Below are 25684 nucleotides of genomic sequence, written 5' to 3'. Positions count from 1 at the left end.
CGGAACGGCTTGCGCGGCGGTGCGAGTCGCGAACATGACCGCCCGGCTCGCGTTGTGCACACCGCACCCCCCGATCCGTGCAACTGATGCGCTGCCCGCCCGGCCCGTCGGCGGTCAGGCCGCCAGCAGTCCCCGGGAGATGATCAGCCGCATGATTTCGTTGGTACCTTCCAGGATCTGATGCACCCGCAGGTCGCGGACGATCTTCTCCAGGCCGTACTCGGCAAGGTAGCCGTAACCACCGTGGATCTGAAGTGCCTCGTTGGCCACCGCGAATCCCGCGTCGGTGGCCAGTCGCTTGGCCATCGCGCACAACCGGGTGGCCGCCGGGTCCTTGACGTCCAGCGCCCACGCAGCCCGCCACAACAGCAGCCGGGCGGCCTCCAGTTCGGTGGCCATGTCGGCGAGCTTGAACTGCAGCACCTGGAACTCGCTGAGCTTGGCGCCGAAGGCGCTGCGTTCCCGCACGTAGGCGAGGCTCTTGTCGAGAGCGGTTTGCGCGCCGCCGAGCGAGCACGCGGCGATGCTGAGCCGGCCGCCGTCCAGGCCGGTCATGGCGATCCGGAAGCCGATGCCCTCGTCGCCGAGCCGCTGGCCGGCGGGCACCCGGACGCCGTCGAAGATCACCTGCCGGGTGGGCTGGGCGTTCCAGCCCATCTTCTTCTCGTTGGCGCCGAAGGACAGGCCCTCGGCGTCGCCCTCGACGATGAAGGTGGAGATGCCCTTCGCGCCGGGTTCACCGGTGCGGGCCATCACCACGTAGACGTCCGAGGTGCCGCCGCCGGAGATGAACTGCTTGACCCCGGTCAGCAGGTAGTCGTCGCCGTCGCGGACCGCACGGGTCTCCAGCGCCGCCGCGTCCGAGCCCGCGCCGGGCTCGGTGAGGCAGTAACTGGCCAGGCGTTCCATCGAGCACAGCCCCGGCAGCCAGTGGGCGCGCTGCTCGGCGGTGCCGAAGCGGTCGATCATGCCCGCGCACATGTTGTGGATGGAGATGTAGGCGGCGATCGACGGGTCGCCGGCGGCCAGCGCCTCGAAGATCAGCACCGAGTCGAACCGGCTCAGCCCGCTGCCGCCGACCGATTCGTCGACGTAGATGCCGCCGATGCCGAGCTGCCCGGCGGCGCGCAGCGCCTCGACGGGGAAGTGCTTGGCCTGATCCCATTCGATGGCGTGCGGGGCGAGTTGTTCGGTGGCGAACTCCCGCGCGGTCTGCTGGATCGCGCGCTGGTCCTCGGTGAGCTCGAACGGCGACACCGGACCGGCTACGGCTGCAACGGACACGTCCACTCCCTTCCCCGTGAGCGATTTCGCGCCTACCGGCGCGGGTGCGGCGGCGATTTCACGCGAAACCGCCGCCGCACCCACCCGGTTCAGTGCATCGTCGGAATGGTGAAGCTGGCGCCTTCCTTGAGGCCGGAGGGCCAGCGCGAGGTGACCGTCTTGGTCTTGGTGTAGAAGCGGATCGAGTCCGGCCCGTGCTGGTTGAGGTCGCCGAATCCGGACCGCTTCCAGCCACCGAAGGTGTGGTAGGCGATCGGCACCGGGATCGGCACGTTGACACCGACCATGCCGGTGTTGACGCGGGAGACGAACTCGCGCGCCGCGTCGCCGTCGCGGGTGTAGATCGCCACGCCGTTGCCGTACTCGTTCTCACTGGGCAGCCGGACCGCCTCGTCGTAGTCGGCGGCGCGGACCACCGACAGCACCGGCCCGAAGATCTCCTCCTGGTAGATCCGCATGTCCGGGGTGACGTGGTCGAACAGCGAGGCGCCCAGGAAGAACCCGTCCTCGTGCCCGGCGAGCTTGAAGTCCCGGCCGTCGACCAGCAGCTTCGCGCCTTCGTCGACGCCGACGCCGATCAGGTCGCGGACCCGCTGCCAGGCCTGCTTGGTCACCAGCGGGCCGAAGTCGGCGGCCTCGTCGAAGCTGGTGCCGATCGTCAGCTGGTGCACCCGCTCGACGAGCTTCTCGACCAACGCGTTGGCGGTGGCCTCGCCGACCGGCACGGCGACCGAGATCGCCATGCAACGCTCCCCGGCGGAGCCGTAGCCGGCGCCGATCAGGGCGTCGGTGGCCTGGTCGAGGTCGGCATCGGGCATCACGATCAGGTGGTTCTTGGCGCCGCCGAAGCACTGCGCGCGCTTCCCGTGGGCCGCGGCGGTCGTGTAGATGTACTCGGCGATCGCCGACGAGCCGACGAACCCGACGGCCTCGACGCGAGGTTCGGTCAGGATCGCGTCCACCGCGGTCTTGTCGCCGTTGACCACGTTGAAGATCCCCGGCGGCAGCCCGGCCTCGATGAACAGCTCGGCCAGCCTCAGCGGCACCGAGGGATCGCGTTCGGAGGGCTTGAGCACGAACGCGTTGCCGCAGGCGATGGCCGGCGCGGCCTTCCACAGCGGGATCATCGCGGGGAAGTTGAACGGGGTGATGCCGGCGACCACGCCCAGCGGTTGCCGCAGCGAGTACACGTCGATGCCGGTGCCGACGCTCTCGCTGTACTCGCCCTTGAGCAGGTGCGGGATGCCGACGGCGAACTCGACGACCTCCAGGCCGCGCTGGATGTCGCCCTTGGCGTCGGCGACGGTCTTGCCGTGCTCGGAGGCGAGCAGCCGGGCCAGCGAATCCATCTCGTCGTTGACCAGCTGGAGGAACCGCATCAGCACCCGCGCCCGCTTCTGCGGGTTCATCGCGGCCCACGCCGGCTGCGCCTCGGCGGCGTTGTCGACCGCCGCCGCGACCTCCTCCGCCGAGGCCAGCGGCACCCTGGCCTGCACCTGCCCGGTGTTGGGATCGAACACGTCACCGAAGGACCCGGACGTCCCCGCCACGCGCTTGCCGCCGATGAAGTGCTCCAGCTCGTTGGTCATGTCGCAACGCACCTTCCGCCGAACCGGTCGGTAATTAATAGGAAGCCAAACCTTTGGTACTCCAATCTTTCCCAGAAACCAGCCCAATGCAACAGGGTGCGCTGCATCACAGGCCCGATCGGGTCTCGGTCACGGCAGGACTTCAGGCACGCGACGGGAGGCTTGCCGCAGGCAGCCGGCGTTCTCCGCCGCCCCAGGACCTGGCTCACCCAGCCGACAGGCGGGCGCCTGGCCACCAACGACCGCGGAACTTCCGCATCGCCAGAGCTCCGGAGGCGCGACTTCGGGCCGCGTCAGCGATGACTTCACCCGGTCGTAGTGGCCCTTGGCCTTCGCGCGGCTGCCACATCCGGCCATCGAGCACCAGTACCTGTTGCGCGACGTATCGGGGCGCAACTCGGCCTATCTCGCGGTGAAGACCCGACCAGTTCCAGGAAGGCGCGGGCGACTTCCCACACGGGCCGCCAGGCTTTCCGAGTCGACGTCGGGATATTCGATCGGCACACCTCGGCGAGCCCCAACGTCAGCCCGCCGTGCCGCAGCACGCGGTCGAGCTCCCCCTCAGAACCTTCGTCGAGGAACTGCCGGATCACGGTTCGAACCTCGAGCACCTGCTCACCCCGGACCGCATCGGCTTCGGCCGGTCCGCGATGCCGCCGTTCGACCGAGTTCGAATACAGCTTCGAGCAGCCGACCCGCACGACGCTGGACCTGCTGGACCGGAGCAGGCCCGCTCGGACCGCCCGGGCAACAAGGAGCTCCGGCTCCAGCTGTTCTGGGGCCACCGATCAACCCGGCCTTCCAGGAGCTCTTCCGCACCCGCCGACCGCCAGCCTTGATCATCCGGGTCGAGCACAACGAGATCTTCGGCCCCGACGGCGCTCGCACCCTTCCCGCCGAGATCCACCTCATCGACGCCGGCCACTTCGCCCTGGAGACCCACGGACCGGAGATCGCCGCCCACATCCGCGCGTTCCTCCGCCGGATCGGGTGATCCTTATCGGCTGGAGGATTCCTTTGCCCGACCTGCCGGCCAGAGGCGGCCTCCACCGCACGCCGTCCACTCAGGACGGTCAGGACTTGAAGTGCTTTTCCAGGATGGCTTCGAGGTCGGCACCGAGCGGGATCTCGTCGGCCGCCGAGACCCAGGCGTAGGCGTCGTGCTCGGTCAGCCGCACGTCTTCGGTCGTGGTGACGGTGACCGACCAGGTGTGCTGGCGGTTGTACGTGCCGCTCCGGGTGACGTAGTCGAACGCGCCGAGGTATCCGGTGATCTCGGCGATCCGGAGGCTGGTTTCCTCGACCACCTCGCGGTGCAGCGCGGTGTTCAGGTCTTCACCTGGATCGACCTTGCCGCCGGGGAATTCCCATTCGCCGCCACGGGAATCCGTCTCGCGACGGCGCACCAGCAGGACCCGCCCGCCAGCGTCGATGACAGCCGCGACGATCTGCTGCTGCACGCCGTCGGCAGCGTCTCGGCGGGCCAGATCGGCCACTTCGGCCAGGTGCATGCGGACCGTCCTCCCGGGCTCTTCGCCACCGTACCGGGCCACCCCGGCGACTCGCACGCCCCTACACGGCCGAGACGAGGGAGGCGGACATCCGCCGGACCACTTCCAGCGCTCCGGGTTCGAGCGAGTAGCAGATCTGGGTGCCGTCCCGGCGGGTTCGCACCAGCCCGGCCTCGCGCAACGTGCGCAGATGACCGGAGATCGTCGGCTGGCTCACCCCGAAGTACTCGGTGAAGTCGCAGGCGCAGATCTCGCCCTCGCGGCGCAGCCGGTCGAGGACGCCGAGCCGGATGGGATGCCCCATCGCCCGGAACAGGCCGGCGGTGTGCGCCAGATCATCGTTGCCCACCCGGACATCGTATCGCTATTCTCCTATATACAGAGAATAGGGATTTACCTATATAGGAGGATGTCGATGACGTCCGGTGTGAACGAACTGGTCCTTGAGGTGACGGACCTGGCCGCCTCGGAGCGCTTCTACACCGAGGTGCTCGGTTTCCCGGTCATCGAACGCTGGGAAGGCGACCACTGGCGCAACCGCGAAGCGGTGTGGGTGCTGGCCGGTGCCACCAGGATCGGCCTGTGGAAGCCGGCGCTGGGCATCGCCCGCGCTCGGGGCGGCGTGCACGTCCACTACGCCCTGTCGGTGAGCGACAGCGAGTACGACGCGACCGTCGAGCGGATTCGCGCACGCGGTGCAACGGTCGACGAGGTGGAGTTCGGCCCGGGCAACGCCCGCTCGGCGTACGTGGCCGACCCAGACCACAACGTCGTCGAGTTCTGGACCTGGGACGTGAAGCAGGGCAGCCCCGGGGCGCCGAGCGCGATCAGCGAAGACGTCTTCGGGCTCTAGCGGACCAGCGAGTCCTTTGGGTTGCCGTCGCAGCCTGAAGGACTCGCGGGGCCGCTCAGCTGCCGCAGAACAGCCCACTGCTCGCGGGTTTTCCCTTCAGGTACAACGGTTTCGCTGCAGACGATCTCCTGCGCCACGGGACCGCCACATGACATCGGCGAGCTGTCCACAAAGAACAGCCGGGCCCGATCGAAAACGCGTTCAGCCCTGGCGGCCGATCGCGGCGCGCTGAGCAGGCCTGACGGGCTTACCCTGCAACGCATGCCCCCCGAGTCGCCGGACGTCTGGGCAATGGCCGACCTGGCCACGCCGTTCGCGGTTCGCACCGCGGCCACCCTCCGGGTGCCCGACGTGGTCAAGGACGGCCCGCTCCCGCTCGCCGAGATCGCGCACCGCTGCAAGGCCGAGGCCGATCCGCTCGGGCGCGTGCTGCGATTCCTGGTGTACCGCGACATGTTCACCGAACCCGAACCGGACGTCTTCGGCCCGAACGACGCCTCGGAGGCGCTGCGCAGCGACCTCGCCGACGGCCCGCAGCCCTGGCTGGACCTGGACGGCGCCATCGGCCGCGCCGACCTCGCATTCGTCGAGCTCATCGAGCAGGTCCGCGGCCGCCACCCCGCCTATCCGGCCGCATTCGGCCGATCTTTCTGGGAGGACCTGGCGCACAACCCACAGCTGTCGGACTCGTTCGACGCCCTGATGGAGACCAAGACATACGGGATCGCGCCGCTGATCGCCGTCGCGCACGACTGGAGCGCATACGCCCGGATCGCCGACGTCGGCGGCGGCAAGGGCGTGCTGCTCGCCGAGATCCTCCGGGCCAACCCGAAGGCGCGCGGCATCCTGATCGACCTGATGGGACCGGCCCGCAACGCCGCCGACTACCTGCGAGAACAGGGAGTCGGCGATCGCGCCGAAGTGGTCACCGCGAGCTTCTTCGACCCGCTGCCCATCCGGGCCGACGCGGTGGTGGTCTGCGACGTCCTCGGCGACTGGGACGATGAGGACGCCACCCGCATCCTCGAGCACTGCAAGCAGGCGATCGACCCGGGCGGGCGATTGCTGATCATTGAACTGCTGCCCGACCGGGACCAGATGGCGCTGTTCACCGAGATGGACCTGCGGATGATGATCTACGTCGGCGGCCGGATGCGCGATCTCGACCGAACCCAGCTGGTCGCGGCGGCGGCCGGGCTCACCGTCGAGGACTTCACGCCGCTGGACAACGGCTACGCCATCGTCGAATGCCGCCCCGAACGGTAGCGCTGCACTCTCGCGGCGATCGACTCCCGCCACTTCTCCGGCAGATCGGCCAGGCCACCCGCGACATGCTCGGCCAGGTCTCCGCGATCCTGCATCTTCAGGGCGAACACCTCGGCCACCTGCACCCCGTGCTCCGGCCGGGAGAGCACCTCGACCGCATCGCCGGCCGTGATCTCGCCCGGCTCCTCCACCGCCAGGTACGCGCCGGTCCGGCCGTGTTCGGTGAACTGCTTGACCAAGCCCTTGGCGTCCCAGAACCCGGCGAAAACCCGGCACGGTGTGCGCGGCCCCGTAACCCGCAGCACCGCCCCGCCTATCCGCCACCGCTCACCGATCACCGCGGAACTGCTGTCACACCCCACCAACGTGAGGTTCTCGCCGGCATTGCCGGGAACCAGCTCGCGCCCCAGCTCCCGCGACCAGTACCGGAGCTCCTCGCTGTCGAACGCGTAGGCCGCCTGATACCAAGCCCCGTGGTGCTTCACGTCGCACACCGCGTCGCCGCGCACCCCGGCCTGCTCGAACCGCACCGGTTCCCCGGCCGGGCGCTTGTCGATACCGCTGCGCCCGACGCGCCCGGTCCAATCCCCGGTCCGCACCACCGCGAGGTTCGCCGACTGCACAATCCCCATGGCCCCAACCTACGCGGGCGACCAGCGGAACTGAGCGAGTATCCGCTGAAAACGGCACTTCCGAACGGTAACCGACCCGTCACGCGGAGCTCGGCCGACGAGGCCGAAATTCCGCCCCGCCGAGCAGCGCCGCGACTCCACCGAGCCACTTGCACGCGGTTTCCTTGGGGCCTCCCCTCCCTCCCCCCACCCTCCCCATTGCTGCCGCGCGGCAGTGTTCGGTTGATCGCGCCCGGTTGTCGGGCGGGCGCGATCAACGCCGTGGCTACAGCCGGGCGCTGGCCTGCTGCAGTGCCAGGCGGGCCTCCTCGGTCAGGCGGCGCACCAGTTCCGCTGCGGGCAGCGGGCGCGTTCGGGCGTAGGTTTGGCCCGCCCACAACGACATCAGCTCCGCGTCACCAGCCTTGCCCGCCGCACCCCGCATCGGCTTCGTCAGGTTGTTCAGCTGCGGGTACGCCGCCGGGGCGTCACCGTTGTCGGCCAGGAACCGGTTCACCAGTCCCCGCGCCGGGCGGCCGCTGAACGCCCGCGTCAGCGCGGTTTCCCGTTGCCCCGCCGCGATTTCGGCGCGCTGCATCGGCTGTGTGCCCGCCTCGTCGCACACCAGGAACGCAGTGCCCAACTGCGCCGACACCGCGCCCGCGGCCAGCACCGCCGCGACATCCGCACCGTGCACCAGGCCACCCGCCGCGATGATCGGCAGATCGACCTCGGCCTGGATCAGCCGGATCGCCGCCAACAGGCCGAACAGCTGCCCGCCGCCCGGCAACGTCGGATCGTCGTTGAACACCGCGCGATGCCCGCCGGCCTCCATGCCCTGCACGCACAGCAGGTCCGCCTCCACGTCAGCGGCAGCGCGCGCCTCCTGCGGCGTCGTGACCGTGGCCACGACCTCGGAACCCGCCTCGTGCAGCCGATCCACAATGGACCTATCGGGCAGCCCGAAGGTGAACGACACGACCGGGATCCGCTCCGCGATCACCACCTCGACCTTGGCCGGATAGTTGTCGTCGTCCCAGCTCGGCGAGCCCGCCTCGGCCCCGTGCCGCGCGGCGGACGCCTCGACCCGCGCCCGGTAGTCGGCGAGATCAAGATCCCGCCGCTCGCCCGGGACGAAGAGGTTCACCCCGAACGGCTCCGACGTGAGCGCGCGCATCCCCGCGATCTGAGCGGTCAGCGCGTCCGCCGACAGGTACCCGGCGGCCAGGAAACCGAGGCCGCCCTCGGCGCTCACGGCCGCAGCCAGTTCCGGCGTGGAAGCACCGCCCGCCATCGGCGCGGCGATCAGAGGAATTCGTCGCTCTGCGATCATGTTTCGACGGTAGTCCCGCCCTCATCGAGAGCGCATCAGAGCATCGCGCACACCACAACGTCACCCGCGCGGCCCACCATCCGGAGCCGACGGCTCAATCTTGCGTGATCCGGCACTCTTTCAGCGGCATTTCTCCTTTCGTTTGGGCATAACGGAGTTGAGGAGCTGATCGGAAAGGCACCCCCCATGCGAACCACCACGCGCGACGGCCTCGCGCTCCGCGCCGCCAGCAATGCAGACACCCCGGCGCTCGCCGAACTGCTCAGCGCGTCATACCGCGACGAGCCCCGGATGGCCGCGCTGCTGCCGCTCCAGGCGCAGCGAGAAGCAAAGCTCCGTGCACTGTTCTCCCTTCTGCTGAACCAAGACCACCTCGACCACGGCACCGAGATCGCCGAGCTGAACGGGCACCCGCAGGCCGTCGCGGTGTGGGATCGGCCGGGCAGCCAAGCCGCCCCGCTCGGCCGACGCCTCGTCCACCTCCCGGCGCTGCTGTCGGTGTTCCGCTGGCGGCTCCCCGAAACCGGGCGGGCGATCCAGGCGTTCAACGCCACCGACAGCCACCGGCCAGACGAACCGCACTGGCACCTGGCCGCGATCGGCACCACACCGCACGCTCGCGGTCGCGGCATCGGTCGCGCCCTGCTGGAGTCCGGGCTGGCGCGTGCCGACGCCCACGACACCCCGGTCTACCTGGAAGCCACGGCGCACGCCGCGGTCGACCGCTTCGAACGGTTCGGGTTCCGCGTGATCCACGAGTACCCGGTCGCCGGCGGCCTCACCGTCTACGGCATGTGGCGCCCGGTCGCCCGCTGACCTGCCAGGACCAGCCGCGTCAGGGTCGCAACCCGGCGACCAGATCGACCGGGGCGAACCGGACCGGGAATGGTCGTTTCGGCTCGAACAGCTCGTCGCCCACCACTCGCGCCACCCGCTGGTAGTCGCTGCCGCCAACCAGCTCCCAAGCCGTCACCGACGGCACCTCCAGATCCGGATCGACCAGCCAGAAGTGCTGGGTGCCCAGCCTGGCGTGGGCCGCCTTGCGCAGGCTGATGTCGTTCAGACGGCTGCTCGGCGACGCGACCTCCACCGCGAGCACCGGCGCGGCCTGCAGGTTCCTCATCGTCAGGTCGGTATAGCGCGCGACCAGGACGTCCGGCCGCAACTCGGTCCACAGGTCCTGGCGCACCGCGAACGGCGCGGCCAGCACCCGGTATTCGGGCGGACTCGCCCGATGCAGCTGGACGAACAACGCCCCGAGCGCCTCCTGGTGCGGCCAACCCGGCACCGGGCCCACCAGCAGCTCGCCGTCGACGAGTTCGTACCGGCGACCGTCCTCCGGAAACGCCTCCAGGTCCTGGACCGTGAACCGACGCCCGCCAAGATCGATAGACATCGCGTGCTCCTCCGCTCTCGTGCAACGCCCCGAGGTTTCGGGGTCTCGCATATAAAGAGGAGCGAAGGACCCGTACAGATACAGCCGACGCCGATGATCACTGGATCGGGCAAGAAAAAAGTGGGCGGGAACCCGACGCCTGGGTTCCCGCCCACTCGCACCATCGCGATTTTCCGACACCCCGCCACAGGGCCGCTGGTGCGTCTAGGGCGTGGTCGGCGCGCTGCCCGCGCGCCGACCACGGATTCAATTGGTCAGCCGGATCAGTGGAACTGGGCGGTCTCGGTCGAACCGGCCAGCGCGGTGGTCGAGGAGTCCGGGCTCACCGCGGTGCTGATCAGGTCGAAGTAGCCGGTGCCCGCCTCGCGCTGGTGCCGGGTCGCGGTGTAGCCGCGGGACTCCGAGGCGAACTCGCGCTCCTGCAGGTCCACATAGGACGTCATGCCGTCCGCCGCGTAGCCCTTGGCCAGGTCGAACATGCTGTAGTTCAGCGCGTGGAAGCCGGCCAGCGTGATGAACTGGAACTTGTAGCCCATGTGGCCGAGTTCGCGCTGGAACTTGGCGATGGTGCTGTCGTCCAGGTTCTTCTTCCAGTTGAACGACGGCGAGCAGTTGTAGGCCAGCATCTGCTCCGGGAACTTGTCCTTGACGGCCTCGGCGAACCGGCGCGCGACCTCCAGATCCGGGGTGGAGGTCTCCATCCAGATCAGGTCCGAGTGCGGCGCGTAGGCCAGGGCGCGGGTGATGCACGGCTCGATGCCGTTGCGCACCTTGTAGAAGCCCTCCGGAGTGCGCTCCCCGGTGACGTACTGCTGGTCGCGCTCGTCGATGTCGCTGGTCAGCAGCGTCGCGGCCTGCGCGTCGGTGCGGGCGATGACCAGGCTGGGGACACCGGCGACGTCGGCGGCCAAGCGCGCGGCGTTGAGGGTCTTGACGTGCTGACCGGTGGGGATGAGCACCTTGCCGCCGAGGTGGCCGCACTTCTTCTCGGAGGCCAGCTGGTCCTCCCAGTGCACGCCCGCGGCGCCGGCCGCGATCATGCCCTTCATCAGCTCGTAGGCGTTGAGCACGCCACCGAAACCGGCCTCGGCGTCGGCGACGATCGGCGCCAGCCAGTGGATGTCCTCGCTCTCACCGCCGGCACCCTGCGGGTCCAGGGCCTCGGACCAGTTGATCTGGTCGGCGCGCTTGAGGGCGTTGTTGATCCGCCGCACGACCGCCGGGACCGAGTTGGCCGGGTAAAGGCTCTGGTCCGGGTAGGTCTCGCCCGCCAGGTTGGCGTCCGCGGCGACCTGCCAGCCGGACAGGTAGATGGCCTGCAGCCCGGCGCGGACCTGCTGCACCGCCTGGTTGCCGGTCAGCGCGCCGAGCGAGTTGACGTAGTCGGTCTCGTGCAGCAGCTTCCACAGCCGCTCACTGCCCTGCCGGGCGAGGGTGTTCTCCTCACGCACGGAACCGCGGAGGCGGATGACCGTCTCGGCCGAGTGCGTGCGCTCGATGCCCTGCCAGCGCGGGTTGGTGTCCCAGTCGCGCTGGAGTTCCTCGATGGCCTGCTTCGCCTGCTCGCGGATGCTCATGATGTTCACCTTCCGGGATCGCCCTGCGGCCTGTTGATCCCAGTCTTGGCCCTGATCCAGCGAAACACGACCAAAATTCCGAGGTAATTTTTGAGTTTTTTCTGCTAACATCAATGCCATGACGGAGTTCGCTACCGAAGAAGACCGTAATTTTTCAACAGAACACGACCTTCTGGTCTTCGGTCAGCGGCTGCGGCACTTGCGCCGGGCGGCCGGGCTCACCCTCGTTGAGCTGGGCGAGCGGGTCGGGCGCGCGCCGTCGCAGCTGTCGCTGTTGGAGAACGGCCACCGCGAGCCGAAGCTGTCGCTGCTGCGCGCGCTGGCCGAAGCGCTGGGCACCTCCGTCGACGAGCTGCTGTCGAAGAAGCCGCCGAACCGGCGCGCCGAGCTGGAGATCGCCGTGGAGAAGGCCCAGCTCGACCCGATCTACCAGCGGCTCGGCGTGCCGCCGCTGAAGGTCGGCAAACGCGTCCCCACCGAGGCCCTGGAACACGTCCTCGCGCTCTACGAGGAACTCAAGCGCCGCGAGACCAAGCAGGTCGCCACGCCCGAAGAAGCCCGCAAGGCCAACGCCGAGCTGCGCGGCATGATGCGCGAGCACGGCAACTACTTCCCCGAGATCGAGAAGACCGCCGCCGACATCCTCGACAAGGTCGGCTACCACGGCGGCCCGCTGTCCGAGGGGATGATCCAGTCGATCGCCACGCACCTCGGCTACGGGCTGCGGTTCGTCACCGACCTGCCCCGCTCGGTGCGCTCGGTGACCGACCTGAAGAACCGGCGGATCTTCCTGCGCCGCGAATCGCTGGGCATGCACAGCCCGCGAACGATCCTGCTGCAGACCCTCGGCCACCTCAGCCTCGGTCACCGGCAGCCCCGCGACTTCGCCGACTTCCTGCGGCAGCGCGTGGAGGCGAACTACTTCGCCGCCGCGGTCCTGGTGCCGGAGCAGACGGCCGTGCCGTTCCTGCAGGACGCGAAGGCAGAACGCGATCTCGCCGTCGAAGACCTGCGCGACGTGTTCTCGGTGTCCTACGAGATGGCCGCGCACCGGTTCACCAACCTCGCCACCCAGTACCTGGACCTCGTCTGCCACTTCGTGCGCAACGACGAGACCGGCATCATCTACAAGGCGTACGAGAACGACGGGCTGGTCTTCCCCAGCGACCCGACAGGCGCCATCGAGGGGCAGCGGATGTGCCGGTACTGGGCGGGACGGCAGGTGTTCGCCTCCTCGGACCGCTACTCGACCTACTACCAGTACACCGACAAGCCCGGCGCCACGCACTGGTGCGTCGCGCACGTCGACCCCAACCGCGGGCGGGACTTCGCGATCACCCTCGGCGTGCCCTACACGGAATCGCGGTGGTTCCGGGGCCGGGACACCAACAACCACTCCAAGTCGAAGTGCCCGAACGGCGAATGCTGCCAGCGTCCGCCGTCGGATCTCGCGAGCCGCTGGGAAGGCATGGTGTGGCCGTCGGCGCGGGCGCACTCGCACGTGCTCGCCGCGCTGCCGTCGGACACCTTCCCCGGCGTGGACGAGGCCGACGTGTACGCGTTCGTGGAAGCGCACCAGGGTTGATCAGCGGCGGTCTCGGCGCCTGAACTCCGGCGACATCCATCCAATGAGGACGGAGTCGTCCGCCTCGGGCGCTGGGCCCGGTGCCGGCGCGGCGAAAGCATCTCGACCGCGCCGCACCGGGCGCAGCGCCCGATCCACGATCCGAAGGAGGAGAATGGGCTCCCGGCCAAGGTTCTCGATCGCCCTGATCCCCGGCGACGGCATCGGCCCCGAACTCGTCGGCAGCGCCGTCGAAGTGCTCCAGGCCGCCTCCGCCGACCTGCACTTCACCACCGAAGACGGCGGCGCCGAAACCTTCCGCCGCACCGGAGCCGCCTTGAGCCCGGAGACGCTGCACCGAATCCGCAACACCTACGACGGTGTCCTCAAAGGCCCGGTCGGCCTGCCCGATGTTCGCCATCCCGACGGCACCGAAGCCGGAGTCCTCGGCGGCATCCTGCGCGGCGGGCTCGACACCTACGCCAACGTCCGCCCGATCACCCTGCTCCCCGGAGCGGCCACCCCGCTGCGCACCGCGGAATCGGGCATCGACTACGTCATCGTGCGCGAGAACACCGAAGGGCTCTACCTCTCCCGAGGGCGCGGTGTCGGCAACGACCGCGCCGTCGCCGACCAGCTGCTCATGACCAGGGAAGGCACCGAGCGCGTGGTCCGCTTCGCGTTCGACCTCGCGCGCCGGAGAAGCGGCGCTCCCGCCGACCGCGTCCGCCGCGTGACCTGCGTGGACAAGAGCAACGTGCTGCGCAGTTTCGCCTTCTTCCGGGCGATCTTCGACGAGATCGCCGACGAGTACCCCGACGTCGAGCGGGACTACCGCTACGCCGACGCCGCCGGGCACGATCTCGTCGCCGATCCCGGGCACTTCGACGTGCTCGTCATGGAGAACTTTCTCGGCGACATCCTCAGCGACGTCGGCGCGGCGACCGTCGGCGGGCTCGGCATGTGCCCGTCCGGCAACATCGGCGACCACGCCGCCTACTTCGAACCCATCCACGGCAGCGCCCCCGCGATCGCCGGACAGGACAAGGCGAACCCGACCTCGCAGATCCTCGCGGCCGCTCTCATGCTGGAGCACTTGGGCGACCGTTCGACTGCGGCGCGCATCAGGAACGCCGTCACCCGGGCATACCGGCAGGGCGACATCCGGCTGCTGCCCAACGGCTGCCCCGAAAGCGGAACCGAAGCCACCACCCGGGCCGTGATCGACGCGCTCGGCGACTGAGCCCCGGCCGCATGCGCAGGCGGTTTGTCGCCGGGGCCTGCCTATTATCCCGGTCGTGATCTCGCACGCCGAAGTTCTCGCCCGCGCGGAGGCCGCGGACGACGCCCTCCCGCTGCTCACCATCGACGAGTTCTTCGTCGGCAACACCGAAGAGGAGTCGATCGCACCGAACCAGTGGGACTACGATCGACCGCCGCTCGCGGAGATCGAGCAACGGCTGCGCGCGCTCGCGGCGGAACCCGGCGTGGCCTGGGTGCGGCTGCAACTGCACGACGACACCCACGAGATCGACGAGATCACCGCCGAAGCCATCGCGATCTGCACCGACCGGGACCCTGACGAGATCGAGGAAATCCTCGACGCGGAATCCCTGCACGCCGATGGCGTCATCGAGGGTTACGCGATCTCGGAACCCGGCGACGAACCACCTGTTCCCGCAGGCAGCCGCGTCCTCTCCCTCGTCTGGGACTGAAACACGACCACCGTCGGCCACGGGCCGTGCAGAGCTCAATTCGCCGCCAGCCGGGCAGCCGACGAGCACTGATCCGCGATCGAGCAGCGCGACGCCAGTTCGGAGAATGTCCAGTGTGGACGCCTAGTCCCGTCGTCAACCGCTGAGCACGCCGCGCAGATATGCCTGCACCACCCGCGAAAGCTCCTCGACGCTGGCCGTGCTGCCGGGCTCCGGTGCATCCAGCGACCGGCTCCCGATGACCCGGTCGAACACCAGCCCCTCGCACAGGCTGACCAGGCCGGCGCCGGCGAACTCCGGATCGGGCGCGCCCAAGGCGATCATCAGCTCGACGGCCAGCGGCCGGGAGAACGCCGCCCGGGCGAGCGGCTCGTGCAGCTCCGCGGCCCCAGCTACCTCCGCTACGAGCGCATACCGGGCGATCGTGTCGCGACGGCGAGGCCCGAGCATCCGATCCAGCTGAACCGCGATCCCGTCGGCCGCGCCACGAACATCCGGCTGCTGATCCGAGACCGGGCCCGCGATCGCGTCGAAATCTGCTCTCGCCCGCACCGCCAACCGCGCCACCGCGGCCTCCAGCAGCGCCCGCCTGGTGCGCACGTAGTACGACGTCGAGCCGCGCGGCAGCCCCAGCCGACCGTCGACGGCCAGGTGCGTCAACGCCCGAACGCCCTGCTCCGCGACGATCTCGATCGCGGCATCCGCGATGCGCGTTCGGCGGTCCTGCTCACACATCGCCCAACCTCCCCAACACCACCCGTACTCTACATCCATAGAGCCTCTACGGCCGCAGAGTAACGGGGAGGGAAGTTGATCGACCGAACCGGATCGCCCGGAGCACTGCGCGCACGCTTCGACCTGGCGGCCACGCAGCAAGGATTCGAACTCGACGACGCGCAGCGACCGGTCGCCGACAAGCTCGCCGCGCTGGGCACCGAGCTGCGGAAGCACTTCCACCGGCCGCGCGGGCTCTACCTGCACGGGCCGGTGGGGCGCGGCAAGAGCTTCCTGGTGAACACGTTCTTCGCCGAAGTCCCCGTCCGCGGCAAACTGCGCGTGCACTTCCACGACTTCTTCGACCGGCTGCACCGCACCGCCGCCCGACACCGTTCGTCGAGCGGATCGAGCGCGGTGGACGCGGCGGTGGCCGAGCTGCTCGACGGCTGCAGGTTGGTGTGCTTCGACGAGTTCCACGTGCACGATCCCGGCGACGCGGGGCTGATCACCCACCTGCTGCGCGCCCTGCACGCACGCCGCGTCACGCTCGTGACGACCTCGAACTGCCCGCCGGCCGAGCTGCTGCCCAACCCGCTGTACCACCATCTGTTCCTGCCCGCCATCGAACTCATCGAGGCGCACCAGGAAGTCCTCGTGCTCGCGGGCCTCACCGACTACCGGACCACCAACCGGCAAGGGCGTTTCGCCGAAGGCACCTGGCAATGGCTGGGGAGCGAATTCCCGCCGCCAGGCGACGAAGAACAGAGCACGCTGCGCATCAACGGCCGGAACCTCCGCGCGCTGGCGGTGCGGGACCGGCTGGTGTGGTTCGACTTCCACGAGCTCTGCGCGACGCCCACCTCGACGCGCGACTACCTCGCCGTCGCCGACCGGTTCGACACCTGGGTGATCAGCGGCGTGCCCAGGCTCGCCGACTGCGGACCGGACGCCCGGCAGCGCTTCGCCAATGTCGTGGATGTGTTGTGCGACAAGGACATCACCACGCACGTGCTGGCCGATCACAGCATCGCCGGAACGCTGGCGGACGGCACCGACGTCGCACGCACCGCCAGCCGACTCGCCCTGCTCAGGCCGATTCCGCTCAGCGAAGCGGCAAGCGACGCCGCCGTTCCCGCGAGTTCGTAGCCGGCCCTCGGATCACGCGCGAATCTGTTTCCTGGCGTCGTAGTCCTGGCGGGCCCGCTCGACTTCGTCCAGATTGACCGACCATTCCGCGAGCGCGGCGAAAAGCGGCGCCAGACTGCGCCCGAGTTCGCTGATCTCGTACTCCACCCGCGGCGGGACCTCGGCGTAGTAGCTGCGCACGACGAGACCGTCCCGCTCCAGGGCGCGGAGCCGCTGGGTCAGCACCTTGGGAGTGACCGAGGTGATCCGGCGTTGCAGTTCCACGAACCGCTGGCGGCCGTACTCGTGGAGCGCCCACAGGATCGGCGTGGTCCACCGGCTGAAGACGACGTCGACCACCGGCGCGATCGGGCAGGCGTTCTCCGGAGCGACCTCTCCGCCCCCGCGCAGGCGTGTGTCCTCCCGCACATTTCCTCCTCTCGCCCAATACTTTCCTCTAGGTACCTACTAGCCCACCGATAGTAGCTTCGCCGAGTCAACGCAAGAACTCGGAAACGGAGCACGAAATGATCGTGGTGACCGGAGCTACCGGGAACGTCGGGCGACCGCTGGTGCAGTCCCTAGTCGCGGCGGGCGAGGAAGTGACGGCGGTGTCCCGGCGGATCTCCGCCCAGGGCGTGCCGGCGGGCGTGCGGCACCAGCAGGCCGACCTGGCGGATCCGGCGAAGCTCGAAGCCGCCGTCGATGGGGCCACTGCCCTTTTCCTGCTGACCTCGGGCGATTTCGCCGGAGCCGGTGGCAGCCTCGACACCGTCCTGGAAGTAGCGCGGGCCGGCGGCGTTCGGCGGGTCGTCCTGCTGTCCTCGCAGGGCGTCAGCACCGGGCACCACCCGCCGGTGTTCGAGGACGCGGTCAAGCGGTCGGGCCTGGAATGGACCTTGCTGCGGCCAGGGAACTTCGCCTCCAACGCCTTCCAGTGGGCCGAAACGGTCCGCGCGCAGCGAGCGATCGCCGCACCGTTCGGTGATGTCGGGCTGCCTGCCGTCCACCCGGCCGACATCGCCGAGATCGCTGCCATCGCACTGCGCGACGCCCGCCACGCCGGCCACTCATACGCCCTGACCGGGCCCGCGGCGATCACTCCCCGGCAGCAGGCCGCGGCGATCGGCGAGGCGTTGGGCGAGCCGGTGCGGTTCGTCGAGCAGACCCGGGCGGAAGCCAAAGCCCGGATGATCCGCTCCATGCCCGAACAGGTCGTCGACGGCACCCTCGACATCCTGGGCACGCCGGGCGTCCTGCAGCAGGTCAGCCCCGACGTCGAGCGGCTCCTCGGCCGGCCTGCCCGCACCTTCGCCGAGTGGGCGGCGAACAACATCGCGGCCTTCGAGTGACCGCGCCCAACACGATCTGAACCGCCACGGAGACAACATCTTGCCTGTCGCACGCGTTCTCGACTCGACCATGTTCTACCGGGAGACCGGCACCGGTGTGCCGATCGTCTTCCTGCACGGCAACCCCACCTCGTCATACCTGTGGCGGCGAGTCCTGCCGGCCGTGGGCGATCCCGTCCGACGGCTGGCGCCGGACCTGATCGGCATGGGCGACTCGGGCAAGCCCGGCATCGACTACACCTTCGACGACCACGCCCGCTACGTGGACGCGTGGTTCGATGCGCTGGACCTCGACGCCATCGTCCTAGTCGGACACGATTGGGGCGGCGCGCTGGCATTCGACTGGGCCGCGCGCCATCCCGGCCGGGTCCGAGGCGTCGCGTTCACCGAGACGATCGTGAAACCGATGTCCTGGCAGGAGTTCCCGGCGGCGGGCCGCGACCTCTTCCGCTCGTTCAAGACCCCGGGCGTCGGCGAGGAGATGGTTCTGGACGGCGACCTCTTCGACGGGCTGCAGGGCACCGTCGCCACCCGGCTCGACACCGAGACCCTCGATGCCTACCGCAAGCCCTACGCCACCCGCGACAGCCGCCTGCCGCTGCTGCGCTGGACGCGCGCGATGCCGCTCGGCGGAGAGCCGGCCGACGTCACCGCCAGGGTCCGCGACTACGACGAGTGGCTGGCGACCAGCGCCGACGTGCCCAAGTTGATGCTCACCTTCGAACCCGGACCGGGAACGATGATGACCCAGCAGCTCATCGACTGGTGCGCGGCCAACATCGCCAACGTCGACATCGCCCACCGCGAACTCGTCGCCGGTCACCACACCCCGGAAGACCACCCCGAAGCGATCGCCACCGCAATCGCGTCCTGGCTGGACGAACACGACCTGCGGACGGCATAGCAGGCGCCCCGGTGACGGCGCTCCGATCGCCGGCACCGGGGCCTGCGCGCTACTTCTTGCCCTTGGCCTTGTCGTCCTTGGACTCGTCGGTGGACAGCGCCGCCACGAAGGCTTCTTGCGGGACCTCGACGCGGCCGATGGTCTTCATCCGCTTCTTGCCTTCCTTCTGCTTCTCCAGCAGCTTGCGCTTCCGGCTGATGTCACCGCCGTAGCACTTGGCGAGCACGTCCTTGCGGATCGCCCGGATCGTCTCGCGGGCGATGATCCGCGACCCGATCGCCGCCTGGATCGGCACCTCGAACTGCTGCCTCGGAATCAACTCGCGCAGCTTCGAGGCCATCTTCGTGCCGTAGGCGTAGGCGGCGTCGCGGTGCACGATCGCGCTGAACGCGTCCACCGGCTCGCCCTGCAGCAGGATGTCGACCTTCACCAGGTTCGACGCCTGCATGCCCGACTCCTCGTAATCCATCGAGGCGTAACCGCGGGTCCGCGACTTCAGCTGGTCGAAGAAGTCGAACACGATCTCCGCGAGCGGCAGCGTGTAGCGCAGCTCGACCCGGCTCTCCGACAGGTAGTCCATCCCGGACAGCTGCCCGCGCCGGCTCTGGCACAGCTCCATGATCGTGCCCACGAACTCCGACGGGGCGATGATCGTGCACTTGGCGATCGGTTCCAGGACGTCCTTGATCTTGCCCTCGGGCCAGTCGGACGGGTTGGTCACCACCAGCTCCGCCCCGTCCTCCATCTCCACGTGGTAGACCACGTTCGGCGCCGTGGAGATCAGGCTCAGGTTGAACTCGCGCTCCAGCCGGTCCCGGGTGATCTCCAGGTGCAGCAGCCCGAGGAAACCGCAGCGGAACCCGAAGCCCAACGCCCCGGAGGTCTCCGGCTCGTAGGTCAGGGCGGCGTCGTTGAGCTGCAGCTTGTCCAGCGCCTCGCGCAGTAGCGGGTAGTCCGTGCCGTCCATCGGGTAGAGCCCCGAGTACACCATCGGCTTCGGCTCGCGGTAGCCGCTGAGCGGCTGCTCGGCGCCCTTGCGCTCGGCGGTGATCGTGTCACCGACCTTGGACTGGCGGACGTCCTTCACCCCGGTGATCAGGTAGCCGACCTCGCCGACGCCGAGGCCCGCCGACACCTTCGGCTCCGGCGAGATGATGCCGACTTCCAGCAGCTCGTGGGTCGCACCGGTGGACATCATCCGGATCCGCTGCCGCGGGGTGATCTTGCCGTCGACCACCCGGATGTAGGTGACCACGCCGCGGTAGGTGTCGTAGACCGAGTCGAAGATCATCGCGCGGGGCGGCGAGTCGGCGACGCCCTGCGGCGCCGGAATCTGCCGCACCACCTCGTCGAGCACCGACCCGACGCCCTCACCGGTCTTGGCCGACACCCGCAGCACGTCCTCCGGCTCGCAGCCGATGATGTGCGCCAGCTCGGCGGCGTACTTGTCCGGTTCGGCCGCCGGCAGGTCGATCTTGTTGAGCACCGGGATGATCTGCAGGTCGTGCTCCATCGCGAGGTACAGGTTCGCGAGGGTCTGCGCCTCGATGCCCTGCGCGGCGTCGACCAGCAGCACCGCGCCCTCGCAGGCCGCGAGCGACCGGCTGACCTCGTAGGTGAAGTCGACGTGACCGGGCGTGTCGATCATGTGCAGCACGTGGTCGACTCCGTCGGAGGTCCACGGCAGGCGCACGTTCTGCGCCTTGATCGTGATGCCGCGCTCCCGCTCGATGTCCATCCGGTCGAGGTACTGGGCTCGGTACGCGCGCTCCTCCAGCACGCCGGTGAGCTGCAGCATGCGGTCGGCCAGCGTCGACTTGCCGTGGTCGATGTGCGCAATGATGCAGAAGTTCCGGATTCGCTCCGGGGGCGTGAACGTGGTGTCGGCGAAACTGCTCACTCAGTGTTCCTCGCGGATGTCGACTGGTGCGGGGTTCACCCCATAGTCCCATGACACGCCTGGTACTCGGCGTCCAACTCCGGGTCATCCCCGATGCGACCACCGGCTTCGGGCTGCTGAGCTGGCCCTATGAGTCGTTTCGCCGGTTTCGCCCTGGATCGTGCGTTCGGTCACCCGAGCGGTCTGCTGGGTGCCGCGGGCGGCGCGCTGATGGCGCGCAGCAACGCGGCAGCCGAGCAGCAGGTGGTGCGGTTGGCCCGGCTGACCGGCGCGGAAGAGGTTCTGGTGATCGGGCCCGGGCCCGGCGTGGGATTGCGGGCCGCAGGCGAGATGGCGGCACGGGTGGTCGCGGTCGAACCGTCGGCGCCCATGCGGGACGCATCCTGCCGCCGGTGCGCGGAGCTGCCCAACGTCGCCGTTGAGGACGGCACCGCCGAAGCGACCGGGCAGCCGGACGCCGCGTTCGACGTAGTCCTGAGCGTGAACAACGTCCAGCTGTGGCCGGACCGCGCCGCAGCGCTCGCCGAGCTGCACCGCGTGCTCCGTCCCGGCGGCGTGTTGCTGCTGTCGACCCACGAGCGCTGGCTGCCCGGCGGCCGCGCGGGCCTCCACGCCGATGTCCGGGCGGCGGGCTTCGCCGACGTGCAGACCTGGGCCTGGCAACCGAACCGGGGCACCACCCAAGCCCAAACCCGAGCCATCCGGCCGAAATAGGAACGTCCGAATCGCGCATCAGGATCAGGACTCTGAAACCCAATGCGTTCGACGCAGTGAGCAGGTCTTCGAGTGATCGCGCCGGTATCAGCGCGGGCGGTCACTCCGGGGAAGGATCGCGGACATCGGTTCGGATCGGGTGGTCGGCCGGGATTTCGACCAGGACGATTCGCATCCCGTCCGGGTCGGCCATCCAGCCCTCGTCGAGACCCCACGGCTGCCTCGCCGGCTCCGCCAGGACCGTCACGCCGCGGCCCCGAAGCCGCTCGAACTCCGCCCGCACATCGCGCACCTGCAACCAGAGCACCTGGTCCGGGCTCGGCCCCGGCCCGCCCATGCCGGAGATCTCCAGAAAACCCTGCCCCAGGAAGAAAACCGTGCCGCCGGGAAACTCCCGCGCGACGGCCAACCCGAGCACGTCCCGGTAGAACCGCAACGACCGCTCCCAATCGCGCGGACGAAGGATCAATCGGCTGTTCAAGACCTCCATGCCCCGTTTCTACCCGCGCAGCCCGGCTTCCGCCGAGCAACCGGGGTCAACTAGCCGGGAAATCGCGCGCCGCGAGCAGCGCTCTCCCGGCCGGCTCAGGGTCGGTGCGCTCCGCGGCTTCGCCGATCAGCCGCGCATCTCGTCAGGCGATGCCGAGGAGCACTACCCCGGCTAGGACCACCACTGCTCCCGTCATCCGGCGGGTTGGCTGGGATTCACCCAAGAGGCGCCAGGCCAGGAGGCCCGCCAGGACGATGCTCAGTTCCCGGGCCGGGGCCACCAGGCTCACCGGGGCGAGTTGCATCGCGAACAGGACGAGGATGTACGCCAGCGGCGACAGCACGGCCACCGCCAGGATCTCGCGGCGGTGCGCCTGCCACGCCCGGGCGATCTGGGTTCGCCGGGTCGCCGCGTACGGGGCGAGCATCACCGACCGGGCAAGGTTGTTCGCCCAGTCGTACACCAGCGGAGACAGTGCCAGGCCCGTCACCGCGTGCGCGTCCCACACCGTGTAGACCGCGATCAGCGAACCGGTCAGCAGGCCGAAACCGACACCCGCCAGGCTCGCGCCGGAGCGCGGCACCCCGTCGGACAGCCCGATCACGAACACCCCGGCGACGACCAGCAGCCCGCCGAGCACCCCGAGCCAGCCCGGGCGTTCGCCCAGCACCAACACCGCGATGAGCATCGCCAACATGGGACCGGTGCCGCGGGCCAGCGGATACACCACCGACATGTCGCCGACCGCATAGCCGCGCTGCAGCAGCAGGAAGTACGCCAGGTGCACGACCGCGCTGACCAGCACGCCCAACAGCCAGTCGCCGAGTGCGGGCATCCCGGTCCAGATCAACGCTGCCGCCGCAACCGGCAGGTACAGCACGGCGCTGCACGTCGCGGTCAGCCACACGAATCCGGCACCGGCCGACCCGGCGCGCTTGGCGAAGAAGTTCCACCCCGCGTGTGCGAACGCGGCGGTGACGACGAGAAGAACGGCGGCCAGGCCCATGGGAACCCTCTCCGTGCCACGCGGGCGCGCGGCATCCGGGTTCCTCCAGGCTTTTGTCCCGTCAGATGTGCGACCGCGCTCCTGCCGCGGTCGCCGGTGCCGCTCGGACCGGTCCCCCGCGCTCCTCGTTGTGGTGACCTGCAGCGGAGCGGGAGCGGAACCCTAGGCACAACCAGGCGTTGATATTACTCCGTCCGATTCGCGCGTCTAGACGCCCGCGGCGAGTTTCCAGCCGAGGCTGATGACGAGCCCGACGACCACCGTCAGGAAAACCCGCCGCACGAAACCGGAGCCGCGCTTCGCCGCGACCATCGCGCCGAGGACGCTGCCCGCCATGTTGCTTGCTGCCATCACCAGCGCCAAGCCCCACAGCACCTTGCCCGCCGGGATGAAGAACGCCAGCGCGCCGATGTTCGTGGCGACGTTGACGACCTTCGCCGTCGCCGACGCCGTGACGAACGCGAAACCGACCAGGCCGACGAGCAGGAACACCAGGAACGAGCCGGTGCCAGGCCCGGCGATGCCGTCGTAGAAGCCGATCACGGCGCCACCGGCGAGCATCACCAGCAACTGCGCGCGTCGCTGGAAACGCGGCGCGTCGGCCGAACCCAACTCGGGTTTGCGCCAGGTGTAGACACCGACGAGGCCCAGCGCGACCAGCACGACGATGTTGAGGACCTGCGAAGGAAGAGCACCGGCCAGTACCGCTCCGCCCAGCGATCCGAGGAGGGCGACGACCGCCATCGACAGCGCGGCCTGCCAGTCGATCGGCGTCCGCTTCGCGTATGTCCGGGCGGCGGCCGCGGTCCCGGCGATCGCCGCCACCTTGTTGGTGGCCAGCGAATAGATCACCTCGCCGCCGGGCAGGAGCAGCAGCATCGCGGGCAGCTGGATCAGGCCGCCGCCGCCCACGATCGCGTCGACAGCCCCGGCCAGGAATGCGGCGCTGCAGAGGAACAACAGCCCGGCTAGGGAAAGTTCGGCGAATCCGGGCCAGTTCAACGCATCGAGCACGAAGATTGACCCTATGGTCCGCAGGCACCGGATCCGAGCCGATGTGACCGCTGTCGCCCCGTCCCGACCGCCCGCCATCGGCGCAGGTGGCCGCTGTTAACATGGACGACCGTGCCGTGCGGCATTCCGCCGTGGAGGAAACCTGCCCGAGGGCAGGGCCGACAACAAGCGCGGCACGATCGATTCGACAGACGAGAAGAGGCGCCACAGTGGCCAACATCAAGTCCCAGATGAAGCGGATCAAGACCAACGAGCAGGCCCGGCAGCGCAACAAGGCCGTGAAGTCCGCGGTCAAGACCGCCATCCGCAAGTTCCGCGAGGCCGCTGACGCCGGCGAGAAGGACAAGGCCATCGAGCTGCAGCAGGCCGCCAGCCGCGCGCTGGACAAGGCCGCCAGCAAGGGCGTCATCCACAAGAACCAGGCCGCGAACAAGAAGTCCGCTCTGGCGCAGCGCGCCAACGAGCTCTGAGCTGAGGCCGAGCTTCCGGCCCCCTTCCCGCCACGGGGAGGGGGCCGTTTGCGATTACGGGGAAAATCGCCTGGATCACGAACGCTGGTTGCGGAGCTCCACGAGGCGGAGGACGGTCCGCTCCAGGGCGTAGGTGGCGTCGGCGGCCATGCCCTTGACCCCGGCGTTGACCTCCGCGACCGCCTGCAGTGCTTCTGCGAGACTCGAAGCGTTCCAGCCCCGGGACTGCGCCAGCGCCTTCTTCACCTTCCACGCGGGCATGCCCAGCTCACCCGCCAGCCGGAACGGATCGTTCCGGCCGCCCGCGGCGGCGACCCGGCCGATGGTGCGCACCGAATCCGCGAGGGCATCGGCGATCAGCACGTGCGGAACACCGAGCTGCACCGCCCACCGCAACGCCTCCAGCGCCGCCGCCCGATCACCGGTCACCGCCTTCTCGGCGACCGCGAACCCGGTCACCTCCGCTCGCCCGCGGTGGTAGCGGCGCACCGCCGTCTCGTCGACCTTGCCGCCCGTGTCGGCGACCAGCTGCGTCGCCGCCGCCGAGAGCTCGCGCAGGTCGGAACCGACCGTTTCGATCAGCGCGGCCACGCCGGCCGCATCGGTCTTCCCGCCGGCCCGGCGCACCTCGTCGCGGACGAACGCCTCCCGCTCGGCGGACTTGGTGATCTTGTTGCATTCGGTGACGTGCGCGCCGAGTTTGCGCAGCGCATTGGGCAGTTCCTTGGCGTGCTTCGACCGGCCGCCGCCGGTGTGCACGATGACGAGTGTGACCCCGTCCGCCGGCTGCCGGGCGTGCGTCAGCAGCGCTTCGGCGATCTCCTTGCCGGCGTCCTGCGCGGACTCCACGGCCAGCACCCGGCCCTCGGCGAACAACGACGGGCTCAGCAGCTCCGCCAGCTCCGGGGGCGTGAGCTCGCTCACCTTCACGCGGCGCAGTTCGGTCTCCGGGTCCGCGGCGCGGGCGGCTCCGACGGCGGCCCAGAGCGCGCGTTCCACCAGCAGTTCTTCGTCACCGAGAACCAGATGCAGCGGATCGGGGACCACGGCCGGTGCGCTCATGCACGCATCGTCGCACGCACCCGCGACGATCCCGCCATCTGGATCGTGCTGGCCAGAACCCGGCGCGGTCCACTAGCGTTGCCAGCACAACCGAATAGCTCATCCAGAGGGGCAGAGGGAACGGCCCGTTGAAGCCCCGGCAACCGTTCGTCAGCGAATCGTGCTTTCACCCGCGAGGTCACTGACGAAAGCGGTGCCAATTCCGACCCGTCCGCGGGACAGATGAGGAGA

General features: G+C 69.3%; 28 protein-coding genes and 1 riboswitch. Of the genes, 12 read left to right on the top strand and 16 right to left on the bottom strand.

Annotated elements, in window-relative coordinates; genetic code table 11:
* Positions 1-114: 114 nt before the first annotated feature.
* The 3 genes from AB0I53_RS16200 to AB0I53_RS16190 all read right to left on the bottom strand — a co-directional run bounded on the left by AB0I53_RS16200 (position 115) and on the right by AB0I53_RS16190 (position 3269).
* Complete coding sequence (locus AB0I53_RS16200; protein ID WP_358602715.1) at positions 115-1284, bottom strand: isobutyryl-CoA dehydrogenase; 1170 nt, start codon at positions 1282-1284, stop codon at positions 115-117.
* Positions 1285-1373: 89 nt separating this feature from the next.
* Complete coding sequence (locus AB0I53_RS16195; protein ID WP_358602712.1) at positions 1374-2873, bottom strand: CoA-acylating methylmalonate-semialdehyde dehydrogenase; 1500 nt, start codon at positions 2871-2873, stop codon at positions 1374-1376.
* A 129-nt stretch (positions 2874-3002) separates the two neighbouring features.
* Positions 3003-3269, bottom strand: coding sequence for a CGNR zinc finger domain-containing protein (locus AB0I53_RS16190; RefSeq protein WP_358602709.1), 267 nt, complete (start codon positions 3267-3269; stop codon positions 3003-3005).
* Positions 3270-3708: 439 nt separating this feature from the next.
* On the opposite strand from AB0I53_RS16190, the gene AB0I53_RS16185 reads away from it, so the two are divergent.
* Entirely contained in the window at positions 3709-3867 is a 159-nt protein-coding gene (locus AB0I53_RS16185; protein WP_358602706.1) for a hypothetical protein, read from the top strand.
* A 79-nt stretch (positions 3868-3946) separates the two neighbouring features.
* Here AB0I53_RS16185 and AB0I53_RS16180 read toward each other — a convergent pair whose 3' ends face one another.
* Together AB0I53_RS16180 and AB0I53_RS16175 are read right to left on the bottom strand one after the other, a co-directional pair.
* On the bottom strand, positions 3947-4384 hold the full coding sequence (locus AB0I53_RS16180; protein WP_358602703.1) for an NUDIX domain-containing protein: 438 nt from the start codon (positions 4382-4384) through the stop codon (positions 3947-3949).
* A gap of 61 nt (positions 4385-4445) precedes the next feature.
* A complete protein-coding gene (locus AB0I53_RS16175) occupies positions 4446-4733 on the bottom strand; it encodes a metalloregulator ArsR/SmtB family transcription factor (RefSeq protein ID WP_358602700.1) in 288 nt (95 codons plus the stop codon).
* 66 nt (positions 4734-4799) lie between these two features.
* Between AB0I53_RS16175 and AB0I53_RS16170 the strand changes: the two genes are divergently transcribed.
* Positions 4800-5237: a VOC family protein gene (locus tag AB0I53_RS16170; protein ID WP_358602697.1), complete on the top strand. Its 438-nt coding sequence runs from the start codon at positions 4800-4802 to the stop codon at positions 5235-5237.
* 261 nt (positions 5238-5498) lie between these two features.
* Positions 5499-6503 carry a methyltransferase gene (locus AB0I53_RS16165; protein WP_358602694.1) on the top strand — a complete coding sequence of 335 codons (1005 nt, stop codon included), beginning with the start codon at positions 5499-5501 and terminating at the stop codon, positions 6501-6503.
* On the opposite strand, the gene AB0I53_RS16160 is transcribed toward AB0I53_RS16165, so the two are convergent.
* Positions 6470-7135 (bottom strand): MOSC domain-containing protein, encoded by a 666-nt coding sequence (locus AB0I53_RS16160; protein WP_358602691.1) that lies wholly within the window; start codon positions 7133-7135, stop codon positions 6470-6472. The two genes, AB0I53_RS16165 and AB0I53_RS16160, sit on opposite strands and share 34 nt — an antisense overlap.
* 265 nt (positions 7136-7400) lie before the next feature.
* Positions 7401-8447 carry a nitronate monooxygenase gene (locus tag AB0I53_RS16155; RefSeq protein ID WP_358602688.1) on the bottom strand — a complete coding sequence of 349 codons (1047 nt, stop codon included), beginning with the start codon at positions 8445-8447 and terminating at the stop codon, positions 7401-7403.
* A gap of 186 nt (positions 8448-8633) precedes the next feature.
* Here AB0I53_RS16155 and AB0I53_RS16150 point away from each other — a divergent pair, with 186 nt between their 5' ends.
* Positions 8634-9263: a GNAT family N-acetyltransferase gene (locus AB0I53_RS16150; protein ID WP_358602685.1), complete on the top strand. Its 630-nt coding sequence runs from the start codon at positions 8634-8636 to the stop codon at positions 9261-9263.
* Positions 9264-9282: 19 nt separating this feature from the next.
* On the opposite strand, the gene AB0I53_RS16145 is transcribed toward AB0I53_RS16150, so the two are convergent.
* Together AB0I53_RS16145 and aceA are read right to left on the bottom strand one after the other, a co-directional pair.
* Positions 9283-9843, bottom strand: coding sequence for a Uma2 family endonuclease (locus AB0I53_RS16145; RefSeq protein WP_358602682.1), 561 nt, complete (start codon positions 9841-9843; stop codon positions 9283-9285).
* Between the two features lie 263 nt (positions 9844-10106).
* Complete coding sequence (gene aceA, locus AB0I53_RS16140; RefSeq protein ID WP_358602681.1) at positions 10107-11420, bottom strand: isocitrate lyase; 1314 nt, start codon at positions 11418-11420, stop codon at positions 10107-10109.
* A gap of 118 nt (positions 11421-11538) precedes the next feature.
* Between aceA and AB0I53_RS16135 the strand changes: the two genes are divergently transcribed.
* From AB0I53_RS16135 to AB0I53_RS16125, 3 genes are all read left to right on the top strand, one after another.
* The gene (locus AB0I53_RS16135; protein ID WP_358602678.1) at positions 11539-13005 is read left to right on the top strand and encodes a helix-turn-helix domain-containing protein; all 1467 of its coding nucleotides are present in this window, start codon (positions 11539-11541) and stop codon (positions 13003-13005) included.
* A gap of 154 nt (positions 13006-13159) precedes the next feature.
* Positions 13160-14227 carry an isocitrate/isopropylmalate dehydrogenase family protein gene (locus tag AB0I53_RS16130; protein WP_358602676.1) on the top strand — a complete coding sequence of 356 codons (1068 nt, stop codon included), beginning with the start codon at positions 13160-13162 and terminating at the stop codon, positions 14225-14227.
* Between the two features lie 55 nt (positions 14228-14282).
* On the top strand, positions 14283-14699 hold the full coding sequence (locus AB0I53_RS16125) for a hypothetical protein (RefSeq protein WP_358602673.1): 417 nt from the start codon (positions 14283-14285) through the stop codon (positions 14697-14699).
* Between the two features lie 135 nt (positions 14700-14834).
* Here the strand turns inward: AB0I53_RS16125 and AB0I53_RS16120 are convergent, their stop codons facing one another.
* A complete protein-coding gene (locus tag AB0I53_RS16120; protein WP_358602670.1) occupies positions 14835-15434 on the bottom strand; it encodes a TetR family transcriptional regulator in 600 nt (199 codons plus the stop codon).
* Between the two features lie 75 nt (positions 15435-15509).
* Between AB0I53_RS16120 and zapE the strand changes: the two genes are divergently transcribed.
* Complete coding sequence (gene zapE / locus AB0I53_RS16115; protein WP_358602667.1) at positions 15510-16562, top strand: cell division protein ZapE; 1053 nt, start codon at positions 15510-15512, stop codon at positions 16560-16562.
* A 12-nt stretch (positions 16563-16574) separates the two neighbouring features.
* On the opposite strand, the gene AB0I53_RS16110 is transcribed toward zapE, so the two are convergent.
* The gene (locus AB0I53_RS16110) at positions 16575-16970 is read right to left on the bottom strand and encodes a helix-turn-helix domain-containing protein (protein WP_358602665.1); all 396 of its coding nucleotides are present in this window, start codon (positions 16968-16970) and stop codon (positions 16575-16577) included.
* A 98-nt stretch (positions 16971-17068) separates the two neighbouring features.
* Between AB0I53_RS16110 and AB0I53_RS16105 the strand changes: the two genes are divergently transcribed.
* Both AB0I53_RS16105 and AB0I53_RS16100 read left to right on the top strand, forming a co-directional pair.
* Positions 17069-17893 carry an NAD(P)H-binding protein gene (locus tag AB0I53_RS16105; protein WP_358602662.1) on the top strand — a complete coding sequence of 275 codons (825 nt, stop codon included), beginning with the start codon at positions 17069-17071 and terminating at the stop codon, positions 17891-17893.
* A 40-nt stretch (positions 17894-17933) separates the two neighbouring features.
* Positions 17934-18797, top strand: coding sequence for a haloalkane dehalogenase (locus tag AB0I53_RS16100; protein ID WP_358602659.1), 864 nt, complete (start codon positions 17934-17936; stop codon positions 18795-18797).
* 49 nt (positions 18798-18846) lie between these two features.
* Here AB0I53_RS16100 and lepA read toward each other — a convergent pair whose 3' ends face one another.
* Complete coding sequence (gene lepA / locus AB0I53_RS16095; protein WP_358602656.1) at positions 18847-20697, bottom strand: translation elongation factor 4; 1851 nt, start codon at positions 20695-20697, stop codon at positions 18847-18849.
* A 129-nt stretch (positions 20698-20826) separates the two neighbouring features.
* Between lepA and AB0I53_RS16090 the strand changes: the two genes are divergently transcribed.
* Positions 20827-21411: a class I SAM-dependent methyltransferase gene (locus AB0I53_RS16090; RefSeq protein ID WP_358602653.1), complete on the top strand. Its 585-nt coding sequence runs from the start codon at positions 20827-20829 to the stop codon at positions 21409-21411.
* Between the two features lie 100 nt (positions 21412-21511).
* On the opposite strand, the gene AB0I53_RS16085 is transcribed toward AB0I53_RS16090, so the two are convergent.
* The 3 genes from AB0I53_RS16085 to AB0I53_RS16075 all read right to left on the bottom strand — a co-directional run bounded on the left by AB0I53_RS16085 (position 21512) and on the right by AB0I53_RS16075 (position 23921).
* Positions 21512-21901, bottom strand: coding sequence for a VOC family protein (locus tag AB0I53_RS16085; RefSeq protein WP_358602650.1), 390 nt, complete (start codon positions 21899-21901; stop codon positions 21512-21514).
* A gap of 142 nt (positions 21902-22043) precedes the next feature.
* Positions 22044-22907, bottom strand: a complete 864-nt coding sequence (locus tag AB0I53_RS16080; protein WP_358602647.1) for an EamA family transporter — start codon at positions 22905-22907, stop codon at positions 22044-22046.
* A 207-nt stretch (positions 22908-23114) separates the two neighbouring features.
* Positions 23115-23921 (bottom strand): TSUP family transporter, encoded by an 807-nt coding sequence (locus AB0I53_RS16075; protein ID WP_358602644.1) that lies wholly within the window; start codon positions 23919-23921, stop codon positions 23115-23117.
* 209 nt (positions 23922-24130) lie between these two features.
* Here AB0I53_RS16075 and rpsT point away from each other — a divergent pair, with 209 nt between their 5' ends.
* Positions 24131-24391 (top strand): 30S ribosomal protein S20, encoded by a 261-nt coding sequence (rpsT, locus tag AB0I53_RS16070; protein WP_358602641.1) that lies wholly within the window; start codon positions 24131-24133, stop codon positions 24389-24391.
* A gap of 75 nt (positions 24392-24466) precedes the next feature.
* On the opposite strand, the gene holA is transcribed toward rpsT, so the two are convergent.
* Positions 24467-25453 carry a DNA polymerase III subunit delta gene (holA, locus tag AB0I53_RS16065; RefSeq protein ID WP_358602638.1) on the bottom strand — a complete coding sequence of 329 codons (987 nt, stop codon included), beginning with the start codon at positions 25451-25453 and terminating at the stop codon, positions 24467-24469.
* Positions 25454-25549: 96 nt separating this feature from the next.
* Positions 25550-25682, top strand: a riboswitch (SAM riboswitch).
* Positions 25683-25684 lie beyond the last annotated feature (2 nt).

The sequence above is a fragment of the Saccharopolyspora sp. NPDC050389 genome, from assembly GCF_040655595.1.
Taxonomy (GTDB): Bacteria; Actinomycetota; Actinomycetes; order Mycobacteriales; family Pseudonocardiaceae; genus Saccharopolyspora.
This window is presented reverse-complemented; position numbering and strand designations above follow the sequence as displayed.

Excerpts from the sequence above, each read along its gene's own strand:
- AB0I53_RS16195 (WP_358602712.1), bottom strand. The coding sequence starts at position 2,873 with ATGACCAACGAGCTGGAGCACTTCATCGGCGGCAAGCGCGTGGCGGGG.
- AB0I53_RS16180 (WP_358602703.1), bottom strand. The coding sequence starts at position 4,384 with ATGCACCTGGCCGAAGTGGCCGATCTGGCCCGCCGAGACGCTGCCGAC.
- AB0I53_RS16170 (WP_358602697.1), top strand. The coding sequence starts at position 4,800 with ATGACGTCCGGTGTGAACGAACTGGTCCTTGAGGTGACGGACCTGGCC.
- AB0I53_RS16165 (WP_358602694.1), top strand. The coding sequence starts at position 5,499 with ATGCCCCCCGAGTCGCCGGACGTCTGGGCAATGGCCGACCTGGCCACG.
- AB0I53_RS16160 (WP_358602691.1), bottom strand. The coding sequence starts at position 7,135 with ATGGGGATTGTGCAGTCGGCGAACCTCGCGGTGGTGCGGACCGGGGAT.
- AB0I53_RS16155 (WP_358602688.1), bottom strand. The coding sequence starts at position 8,447 with ATGATCGCAGAGCGACGAATTCCTCTGATCGCCGCGCCGATGGCGGGC.
- AB0I53_RS16150 (WP_358602685.1), top strand. The coding sequence starts at position 8,634 with ATGCGAACCACCACGCGCGACGGCCTCGCGCTCCGCGCCGCCAGCAAT.
- AB0I53_RS16145 (WP_358602682.1), bottom strand. The coding sequence starts at position 9,843 with ATGTCTATCGATCTTGGCGGGCGTCGGTTCACGGTCCAGGACCTGGAG.
- aceA (WP_358602681.1), bottom strand. The coding sequence starts at position 11,420 with ATGAGCATCCGCGAGCAGGCGAAGCAGGCCATCGAGGAACTCCAGCGC.
- AB0I53_RS16135 (WP_358602678.1), top strand. The coding sequence starts at position 11,539 with ATGACGGAGTTCGCTACCGAAGAAGACCGTAATTTTTCAACAGAACAC.
- AB0I53_RS16130 (WP_358602676.1), top strand. The coding sequence starts at position 13,160 with ATGGGCTCCCGGCCAAGGTTCTCGATCGCCCTGATCCCCGGCGACGGC.
- AB0I53_RS16120 (WP_358602670.1), bottom strand. The coding sequence starts at position 15,434 with ATGTGTGAGCAGGACCGCCGAACGCGCATCGCGGATGCCGCGATCGAG.
- AB0I53_RS16105 (WP_358602662.1), top strand. The coding sequence starts at position 17,069 with ATGATCGTGGTGACCGGAGCTACCGGGAACGTCGGGCGACCGCTGGTG.
- AB0I53_RS16090 (WP_358602653.1), top strand. The coding sequence starts at position 20,827 with ATGAGTCGTTTCGCCGGTTTCGCCCTGGATCGTGCGTTCGGTCACCCG.
- AB0I53_RS16085 (WP_358602650.1), bottom strand. The coding sequence starts at position 21,901 with ATGGAGGTCTTGAACAGCCGATTGATCCTTCGTCCGCGCGATTGGGAG.
- AB0I53_RS16080 (WP_358602647.1), bottom strand. The coding sequence starts at position 22,907 with ATGGGCCTGGCCGCCGTTCTTCTCGTCGTCACCGCCGCGTTCGCACAC.
- holA (WP_358602638.1), bottom strand. The coding sequence starts at position 25,453 with ATGAGCGCACCGGCCGTGGTCCCCGATCCGCTGCATCTGGTTCTCGGT.